General features: G+C 66.8%; 9 protein-coding genes and 1 riboswitch. Of the genes, 8 read left to right on the top strand and 1 reads right to left on the bottom strand.

Annotated features, from left to right (window positions below):
- From L995_RS23320 to L995_RS23345, 6 genes are all read left to right on the top strand, one after another.
- On the top strand, window positions 1–1,125 hold a 1,125-nt coding region (locus tag L995_RS23320), incomplete at its 5' end, for an ATP-binding protein (RefSeq protein WP_047473873.1).
- An 11-nt stretch (window positions 1,126–1,136) separates the two neighbouring features.
- Entirely contained in the window at window positions 1,137–1,871 is a 735-nt protein-coding gene (locus L995_RS23325) for a response regulator (RefSeq protein WP_016448464.1), read from the top strand.
- A gap of 7 nt (window positions 1,872–1,878) precedes the next feature.
- Window positions 1,879–1,963: riboswitch (S-adenosyl-L-homocysteine riboswitch) on the top strand.
- A 70-nt stretch (window positions 1,964–2,033) separates the two neighbouring features.
- Window positions 2,034–3,464 carry an adenosylhomocysteinase gene (gene ahcY, locus L995_RS23330; RefSeq protein ID WP_016448463.1) on the top strand — a complete coding sequence of 477 codons (1,431 nt, stop codon included), beginning with the start codon at window positions 2,034–2,036 and terminating at the stop codon, window positions 3,462–3,464.
- Between the two features lie 157 nt (window positions 3,465–3,621).
- Window positions 3,622–4,839, top strand: coding sequence for a TlyA family RNA methyltransferase (locus L995_RS23335; RefSeq protein WP_047473874.1), 1,218 nt, complete (start codon window positions 3,622–3,624; stop codon window positions 4,837–4,839).
- Window positions 4,840–4,861: 22 nt separating this feature from the next.
- Complete coding sequence (gene metF, locus L995_RS23340; protein ID WP_016448461.1) at window positions 4,862–5,689, top strand: methylenetetrahydrofolate reductase [NAD(P)H]; 828 nt, start codon at window positions 4,862–4,864, stop codon at window positions 5,687–5,689.
- A 78-nt stretch (window positions 5,690–5,767) separates the two neighbouring features.
- Complete coding sequence (locus L995_RS23345) at window positions 5,768–6,664, top strand: septal ring lytic transglycosylase RlpA family protein (RefSeq protein WP_047473875.1); 897 nt, start codon at window positions 5,768–5,770, stop codon at window positions 6,662–6,664.
- Between the two features lie 6 nt (window positions 6,665–6,670).
- On the opposite strand, the gene L995_RS23350 is transcribed toward L995_RS23345, so the two are convergent.
- A complete protein-coding gene (locus L995_RS23350; protein WP_017406717.1) occupies window positions 6,671–7,543 on the bottom strand; it encodes a 23S rRNA (adenine(2030)-N(6))-methyltransferase RlmJ in 873 nt (290 codons plus the stop codon).
- A 267-nt stretch (window positions 7,544–7,810) separates the two neighbouring features.
- Here L995_RS23350 and rplM point away from each other — a divergent pair, with 267 nt between their 5' ends.
- Together rplM and rpsI are read left to right on the top strand one after the other, a co-directional pair.
- Entirely contained in the window at window positions 7,811–8,239 is a 429-nt protein-coding gene (gene rplM / locus L995_RS23355; protein WP_012207711.1) for a 50S ribosomal protein L13, read from the top strand.
- Window positions 8,240–8,249: 10 nt separating this feature from the next.
- A partial coding sequence (gene rpsI, locus L995_RS23360) for a 30S ribosomal protein S9 (RefSeq protein WP_047473876.1) occupies window positions 8,250–8,631 on the top strand: 382 nt, incomplete at its 3' end.

Consider the following 8,631-nt stretch of genomic DNA (forward strand, 5'->3'; position numbering starts at 1 on the left):
GCCCTGGCGCGGCTGGCGCGCGACCTTTCGGGCGCGCTCACGCAGGAGCAGGTGGTGGAGATTGCGCTGAGCACGGTCTCGGGCGTGTTCGACGCCCAGGCCGGGCTGCTGTTGCCCGATGCCGACGAGCGCCTGCGCCCCGCCGGCGGCGGCTCCTGCCCCATGGACGACAGCATTGCGCGCTGGGCCATGGACCACGGTCAGCAGGCCGGCCAGGGCACGGACACGTTGCCGGCCGCGCCGGCCCGCTACGTGCCGCTGGCGGCGCCCGTGCGCATGCGGGGCGTACTGGTGCTGCAACTGCGTGCGCCCCAGCGCCTGGAGGTGCCCGAGGAGCAGCGCCTGCTGGAGGCCTGTGCCAGCCAGGTGGCGCTGGCGCTGGAGCGTCAGCACTTCGTGGCCGTGGCCCAGCAGACCCAGATCGCCATGGAGGGCGAGCGCATGCGCAACACCTTGCTGTCGGCCGTCTCGCACGACCTGCGCACGCCGCTGACCACCATCCTGGGCGCGGCCGAGGCCGCGCAGCGCCATGTGCCGCCGGGCGGCGCAGCCGACATGCTGGAGCAGGTCCGCATCCAGGCCCAGGCCATGCAGCGACTGGTGGAGAACCTGCTGGACATGGCGCGCCTGCAGCAAGGCGGCGTGCACCTGCAGCGCGAATGGCTGCCGCTGGATGAAGTGGTCGGCAGCGCGCTGCGCCAGATGCGCGCGCGCCTGCACGAGCATCCCGTGAGCACCGACGTGCCCGCCAGCCTGCCGCTGCTGCAGCTCGATGCCGTGCTCATGGAGCGCGTGCTGGTCAACCTGCTGGACAACGCCGCCAAGTACACGCCGGCCGGCACGCCGCTGACCATCCACGCACGCGAACAGGACGGCGAGGTGCTTGTGGCCGTGCAGGATGGCGGGCCCGGCCTGCCGCCACACCTGCCCGTGGAGACGCTGTTCGAGCCCTTCACGCGCGGCACGGCCGAGTCCACCGTCTCGGGCATAGGCCTGGGGTTGGCGCTGGTGCGCAGCATTGTCGAGGCCCATGGCGGGCGCATCGAGGCCGCTGCCGCGCGCCCAGGCCCCGGCACCGTGTTCACGCTGCGCTTTCCGGTGCCGGAGCAGCCATTGCTCGATTAGAGTCTTGCGCCATGAGCACGCCCACCAACCGCATCCTGATGATCGAGGACGACCCCGGCATCCGCCGCTTCGTGCGCCTGGTGCTGGAGGACGAGGGCTGGCAGGTCTTCGAGGCCGACAGCGCGCGCCGGGGCCTGATCGAGGCGGCGAGCCGCCAGCCCGATCTGGTCATCCTCGACCTGGGCCTGCCGGATGCCGACGGCAAGCAGGTTCTCACCGAGCTGCGCGGATGGTCCTCCGTGCCCGTGCTTGTGCTTTCCGCGCGCGAGCGCGAGGACGAGAAGGTGGCCGCCCTGGACGCCGGCGCAGACGATTACCTGGTCAAGCCTTTCGGTGTGCCCGAGCTGCTGGCCCGGCTGCGCGTGATGCTGCGCCGCCGCCAGCAACTGGGGGCCGCAGGCGGCGCAGTTGCATCCAGTCAGGTGCACTTCGGCCAGGTGCAGGTGGACCTGGCCACGCACGAGGTGCGGCGTGCGGGCCAGCCGGTGCACCTCACGCCCATCGAATTCCGCCTGCTGGCGGCGCTGATCGCCGCCCAGGGCCGTGTGATGACCCACCGCCAGCTGCTGCTGCAGGTCTGGGGACCCGAATACCTGGGCCGTGCCCATTACCTGCGCGTGCACATGGCCAATCTGCGCCAGAAGATCGAGGACGAGCCGGCCCAGCCGCGCCACCTGGTGACCGAGCTGCAGGTGGGCTACCGGCTTGTGGGGCTGGGCGGTGAGGCATCCCCGGGATCGGTATAATCAGCGCCTCTCCGAGGAGCGTTGCAGCAGGCCCATTCACCAGATGCGGTCTGCGAGGCTCGGAGTCATACCTGCAACGACGCTCGCCCACGCTTTCTGTGCGGTGAGCTTTTTTTCGTCTCCCGCAGAACGTGGTTTTTCATTCATCTTTTGGAGAAAACCATGAACGCTGCTGTTCGTCCCGTTTCCGCCGACACGGCCATCGCTGACATTTCCCTCGCCGCCTGGGGCCGCAAGGAAATCCTGATCGCCGAAACCGAAATGCCCGGCCTGATGGCCACGCGCGAGGAATTCGCCGCGGCACAGCCGCTCAAGGGCGCGCGCATCGCCGGCTCGCTGCACATGACCATCCAGACGGCCGTGCTGATCGAGACGCTCAAGGCCCTGGGCGCCGACGTGCGCTGGGCCTCGTGCAACATTTTCTCGACGCAGGACCATGCCGCCGCCGCCATCGCCGCCACGGGCACGCCCGTGTTCGCCATCAAGGGTGAATCGCTGGCCGACTACTGGGACTACACCCACCGCATCTTTGAATTCGGCGCCGCCGGTACCGAAGGCGAAGGCCCCAACATGATCCTGGACGACGGCGGCGATGCCACCATGCTGCTGCACCTGGGCATGCGCGCCGAAAAGGACCTGTCCGTGCTGGACAACCCCGCCTCCGAGGAAGAGAAGATCGCCTTCGCCGCCATCCGCGCCAAGCTGGCCCAGGACCCCACCTGGTACACGCGCAAGAGCGCCCACATCATCGGCGTGACCGAAGAGACCACCACCGGCGTGCACCGCCTCAACGAGATGTCGGCCAAGGGCACGCTGAAGTTCCGCGCCATCAACGTCAACGACTCCGTCACCAAGAGCAAGTTCGACAACCTCTACGGCTGCCGCGAATCGCTGGTGGACGGCATCAAGCGCGCCACCGACGTGATGATCGCCGGCAAGGTCGCCGTGGTGGCCGGCTACGGCGACGTGGGCAAGGGCTGCGCCCAGGCGCTGCGCGCGCTGTCGGCCCAGGTCTGGGTCACCGAGATCGATCCCATCAACGCCCTGCAGGCCGCCATGGAAGGCTACAAGGTCGTGACCATGGAGTGGGCGGCAGACAAGGCCGACATCTTCGTGACCACCACCGGCAACCGCGACATCATCCGCCACGAGCACATGGTGGCCATGAAGAACGAAGCCATCGTCTGCAACATCGGCCACTTCGACAACGAGATCGACGTCGCCTCCATCGAGCAGTACCAGTGGGAAGAGATCAAGCCCCAGGTGGACCACATCACCTTCCCTGACGGCAAGAAGATCATCCTGCTGGCCAAGGGCCGCCTGGTGAACCTGGGCTGCGCCACCGGCCACCCCAGCTTCGTGATGAGCGCCTCGTTCGCCAACCAGACCATCGCCCAGATCGAGCTGTTCACCAAGCCCGATGCCTACGAGGTCGGCAAGGTCTACGTGCTGCCCAAGATCCTGGACGAGAAGGTTGCCCGCCTGCACCTGAAGAAGGTCGGCGCCATGCTGACCGAGCTGACGGACGGCCAGGCTGCCTATATCGGCGTGAGCAAGCAGGGTCCCTACAAGCCCGAAACTTATCGCTACTAAGCACCCCCTGAGGCGCTGACGCGCCTTCCCCCTCTCTACCCGCTTCGCGGGGGAGGGGGACGACGCCCTCGCTGCGGGGCGGCCCTTGCTTGGCGTCCCTGAGTTGGGTCGCGCCGGTTTCGGGCATTAGTCAACTGAGATTTCCTGGAGCGACGCTATGCGCGCAGATGTATTTTTGGTGGAAGCCGGCCATGCGGCCACGCGCTCGCAGGCGCAGCGGCTGATTGCGGGTGGCGTGCAGTGGCGCATGACGCCGTTGACGCCGTGGAAGAAGGTCGCCAAGAACGGTGACGAGATTCCCGCAGGTGCCGAGCTGCAGTTGCTGGACGGGGCCGAGGCCCGGTTCATCTCGCGCGGCGGGCTGAAGCTGGAAGGCGCGCTGGCGGCCACCAAGCTGTCGGTGGACGGCCTGCGCTGCCTGGACGTGGGTCAGAGCACGGGCGGTTTCACCGACTGCCTGCTGCAGGCAGGCGCCGCCCAGGTCATCGGCGTGGACGTGGGCCATGGCCAGCTGCATGACCGGCTGCGCTCGGATGCGCGCGTGATCTGCGTCGAAGGCGTCAATGCCCGCGCGGTGACGGCCGAGGGCCTGCAGGAGGCCTGCGAGGAAGTGCTGTCCGAACGCTGGGAAGAAGATCCCGACGACAACGACACCCAGCCCGTGGCGCCCTATGCCTGGATGCGCAACGGCGGCGTGGTCGACGAGGACTACGACGACAGCGACGACGCCAAGGAAAACGAGATCGAGGCCTTCAAGGCCGAGCGCGCGGCCAAGGGCAAGGCGCGCGATGAGGGCACGGTGGCCACGCAGCGCCGCCGCCGCGCCGAGTTTGCCGACGTGGACATCACGCCGCAGTTCGACTTCGTCACGGGCGATCTGTCCTTCATCTCTCTGACCCTGGTGCTGCCGGCCGTCACGCGCCTGCTCAAGCCGCATGGCCAGCTGCTGATGCTGGTCAAGCCGCAGTTCGAGCTGCAGCCGGGCCAGGTCGGCAAGGGCGGCATCGTGCGCGATGCGGCCCTGTTCACCGAGGTGGAGCAGCGCATCCGCACCTGCCTGGGCGAGCTGGGCCTGGAGGTCAAGGGCTGGATGGAGTCGGCCATCGAAGGCGGCGACGGCAACCGCGAATTCTTCGTGCATGCCCAGCAGGCGGCCGTGGTGAAGGAGCCAGAGCAGCCTGAAACGCAGGACGACGACGAGCCCCGCTCGGCCGTGAAGGCAGCTCCTAAGCCGGCCGCGCCTAAGCCGGCCGCGCCTAAGCGCGTGTCCCGCACCGTGCTGCGCGAGCAGCGCAACGAGCGTGTGATCGACACCAGTACCGAGTTCGGCGTGCCCGGTCCGGGCCGCGCCAAGCTGCGCAAACGCAACGAATGAAACACTGAGCAGCGAGTCTTACATGAGCTTTCCGATCAGCTTCGAGTTCTTCCCGACCAAGACGCCCGAGGGCGCGACCAAGCATGTGCAGGTGCGCAAGAACCTCTATGCGCGCAAGCCCCAGTTCTGCTCCGTCACCTATGGCGCGGGCGGCTCCACGCAGACGGGCACCTTCGCCATGGTGCGTGACATCCAGAACGAAGGCGTCAGCGCGGCATCGCATTTCTCCTGCGTGGGCGCCACGCACGACAAGGTGCGCGCCGAACTGCAGGAGCTGAAGGCCATGGGCGTGCGCCGCATCGTCGCGCTGCGCGGCGACCTGCCCAGCGGCTATGGCCTGGGTGGCGAATTCCAGTACGCCAGCGATCTCGTGGAATTCATCCGCCGCGAGTTCGGCGACTGGTTCCACATCGAGGTGGCTGCCTACCCGGAGGTCCATCCGCAGGCGAAATCCCCACAGTCCGATCTGGATGCGTTTGCGGCTAAAGTGCGCGCTGGCGCGGATTCCGCGATCACCCAATATTTCTACAATGCCGACGCCTACTGCCGTTTCGTTGATGCGGCGCGCGGCATGGGGCTTGATGCACCGGTTGTTCCCGGCATCATGCCCATCACCAGCTCTACGCAGCTGATGCGCTTCTCGGACGCCTGCGGCGCCGAGATCCCGCGCTGGATCCGCCTGCGTCTGCAGGCTTACGGAGATGACACGGCGTCCATTCGCGCCTTCGGCCTTGATGTCGTGTCCCGTCTATGCGAGCAGTTGCGCAGCCAGGGCGCTCCCGGGCTGCACTTCTATACGATGAACCAGAGCGTCGCCACGCTGGAAATCTGCGATCGATTGGGCCTTTGAGCGCGCAGCCACTGCGCCGGCCCCGGGCGACCCTCTAGAACTTGGGAACGGTCAGGCGTTCCCTGGAGGTTTTTGCCCATGGATCGTGGTTTTCGACGCCTGCACTGGCGCTGGCTGGCCATGTGCGCCATCACCGCCACCCTGGCCGGCTGCGCGCCGGCTCCCGTGGCACAAAGCGATGCCGAGTCCGGCGCCCTGACCGCAGGTGCGGCGGCAATGGATGAAGGCCAGACGCCAGCGGCCGTGCCCTCGGCCGGCAAGCGCGGTGGCCGCACATCGCGGACCGCGCAGCCGGCCAGCAAATCCCCGGATGCCAAGCCCTCCGAGTCGGCCTCGCCCGAAGACAGTGCCGAGGCTCCCTCCAATCCCGACTTCGCCCTCGTGCCCTCGCGCGACAGCGACCAGCAAGGCCTGGCCTCCTGGTATGGCCCGGGCCTGCATGGCCGGCTGACCGCCAGCGGCGAGCGTTTCGACAAGGAAGAATTGACGGCCGCGCACCGCAGCTTTGCCTTCGGCAGCCGCGTCTGCGTGCGCAGCGCCGCCACGGGCAAGACAGTGGTGGTGCGCATCAACGACCGCGGGCCGTTTGCGCCTGGCCGCGTGATCGATCTGAGCCAGGCCGCAGCCCAGGAGCTGGGCATGGTCGGCCTGGGCATCAAGCCCGTGGAGCTGTGGCAGCTCGACGATGGTGAGCAGGAATGCCCCGAAACCCTGGTCACGGCCAGGAAGGCCAAGTCCATCGAGAAGACGCAGCAGGCCAAGGCACAGGCACAGACAACACAGGCACGGACCCGGGTTCAGGCCAAGGCGCCAGTGCGTCCGCGTGTCCAGGCCAAGGCGCCTGCCCCCAGGCCCAATGCACGCACGGCCGTGGCCAGCCGTGCCGTCCCTGCCGCCAAGCCGGTGGCGAAGGCTGCGGCGCCCGCCGCTGCCTCGTCCACCGCAGTGGCCTCTGCGGCCTCGAACGCGCGCTGAACGGGCTCAGCCGCCGGATTCGAGCGTGAAGGCCGCGTTCTCGTCCTGACCTAGCAGCTTGACCAGCTGCGGCATGGCCGGCTTGAGCTGTTCCTTGAGATTGAACGGCGGATTGATCAGGAACATGCCGCTGGCCGGCAGGCCGCCGCGCTCCGAGGTCTTGTTGCTCTTGACCGTGAGCTCCACATGCAGCCAGCTCCTGCCGGCCTTGGTGGTCATGGTCTTCAGGCGGCGCGGCAGATCGTGCGCCTCGGGGCGCGGGATGATCGGATACCAGAACGCATACGTGCCCGTGGCAAAGCGCTTGAGGCTGTCGGCCGCCATGTCCAGCACCTTGGCGTAGTCGCTCTTGAGCTCGTAGCTGGGGTCGCACAGCACCAGGGCTCGGCGCGACGGCGGCGGCAGGAATTTCTTGATGCCCTCGAAGCCGTCCTCGTGCAGCACGGCCACCTGGCGGCCCGCTTCGAGCTGGGCAATGTTGCCGGCCAGCGAGCGCATGTCGGTGGGATGCAGCTCGAAGACCTTGAGCTTGTCGCGCTCCTGCACGCGCAGCAGGGACTGGATGATGAACGGCGAGCCCGGATAGTTGCGCAGCTGCGCTCCCTGGTTGAAGGAACGCACCGATGCGATGTAGGCCTGCAGCACCGGGGCCAGCTCGGACTCCTTGGCCTGGGCCAGGCGCAGGATGCCGTCTGCGGCCTCGCCGCTCTTGTTGGCATAGTCGCCATCCAGACGGTACAGGCCGGCGCCGGCGTGCGTGTCCAGCACCGTAAGGGCGGCCTCCTTCTGGAGGAGGTATTGCAGGGTGGCGATCAGCACGGTGTGCTTGAGCACATCGGCATGGTTGCCTGCATGGAAGGCGTGGCGGTAACTGAACATAGGCGTGATGGTAACCAGCCGCGCTGGCGGGTGGACACCCATGGCGGCTGCAAGGTTGCCCGGCGCTGGCGCCTCGCGGCGAGGGCTGCCGGGGACTTGCGGATCGGGGGGATGGTGCGGTTGCGCCAGATTTGTATAATGGCGGGCTTCGCAGCGATTTTATGGGTCCCGCGGCGAAGTTTACATCCCCGCCTAAGAGGCTTCCTTTTTGAAGAAGCACCGACCGCGGAAAAGGGCCCGCCAAACCTTTCTTGAAAGAGAAAACTCATGTCTACATTCAGCGCAAAGCCCGCTGAGGTGCAACACGAGTGGTTTGTGATTGACGCCACCGATAAGGTGCTCGGACGTGTCGCCAGCGAAGTGGCACTCCGTCTGCGCGGCAAGCACAAGGCCATTTACACACCTCACGTTGACACCGGCGACTTCATCGTCATCATCAACGCCTCCAAGCTCAAGGTCACCGGCACCAAGAACCTGGACAAGGTGTACTACCGCCACTCTGGTTTCCCCGGCGGCATCACTGCCACCAACTTCCGCGACATGCAGGCCAAGTTCCCCGGCCGCGCTCTGGAAAAGGCCGTCAAGGGCATGCTGCCCAAGGGTCCCCTGGGCTACGCAATGATCAAGAAGCTCAAGGTGTACGGCGGTGCTGAGCATCCCCACACCGCCCAGCAGCCCAAGGCTCTGGAAATCTAAGGAGACCTAGATGATTGGTGATTGGAACAATGGCACCGGCCGTCGCAAATCCAGCGTCGCACGCGTGTTCCTGAAGAAGGGCTCCGGCAAGATTACCGTGAATGGCAAGGACATTCAGGAATACTTCGGCCGCGAAACCTCGATCATGATCGCAAAGCAGCCCCTGGCTCTGACGAGCAACCTGGAAGCTTTCGACATTCAAGTGAACGTCCACGGTGGTGGTGAATCCGGCCAGGCCGGCGCTACCCGCCACGGCATCACCCGCGCCCTGATCGACTATGACGCAGCGCTCAAGCCCGTCCTGAGCCAAGCCGGCTTCGTGACGGGTGACGCTCGTGAAGTCGAACGTAAGAAGGTCGGCCTGCGCTCCGCACGCCGCGCCAAGCAGTTCT

Source organism: Delftia sp. ZNC0008, assembly GCF_000799035.1.
Classification (GTDB): domain Bacteria; phylum Pseudomonadota; class Gammaproteobacteria; order Burkholderiales; family Burkholderiaceae_C; genus Comamonas; species Comamonas tsuruhatensis.

What these genes read in the sequence shown, in the direction of transcription:
- L995_RS23325 (WP_016448464.1), top strand. Translation starts at nt 1,137, where the DNA reads ATGAGCACGCCCACCAACCGCATCCTGATGATCGAGGACGACCCCGGC.
- ahcY (WP_016448463.1), top strand. Translation starts at nt 2,034, where the DNA reads ATGAACGCTGCTGTTCGTCCCGTTTCCGCCGACACGGCCATCGCTGAC.
- L995_RS23335 (WP_047473874.1), top strand. Translation starts at nt 3,622, where the DNA reads ATGCGCGCAGATGTATTTTTGGTGGAAGCCGGCCATGCGGCCACGCGC.
- metF (WP_016448461.1), top strand. Translation starts at nt 4,862, where the DNA reads ATGAGCTTTCCGATCAGCTTCGAGTTCTTCCCGACCAAGACGCCCGAG.
- L995_RS23345 (WP_047473875.1), top strand. Translation starts at nt 5,768, where the DNA reads ATGGATCGTGGTTTTCGACGCCTGCACTGGCGCTGGCTGGCCATGTGC.
- L995_RS23350 (WP_017406717.1), bottom strand. Translation starts at nt 7,543, where the DNA reads ATGTTCAGTTACCGCCACGCCTTCCATGCAGGCAACCATGCCGATGTG.
- rplM (WP_012207711.1), top strand. Translation starts at nt 7,811, where the DNA reads ATGTCTACATTCAGCGCAAAGCCCGCTGAGGTGCAACACGAGTGGTTT.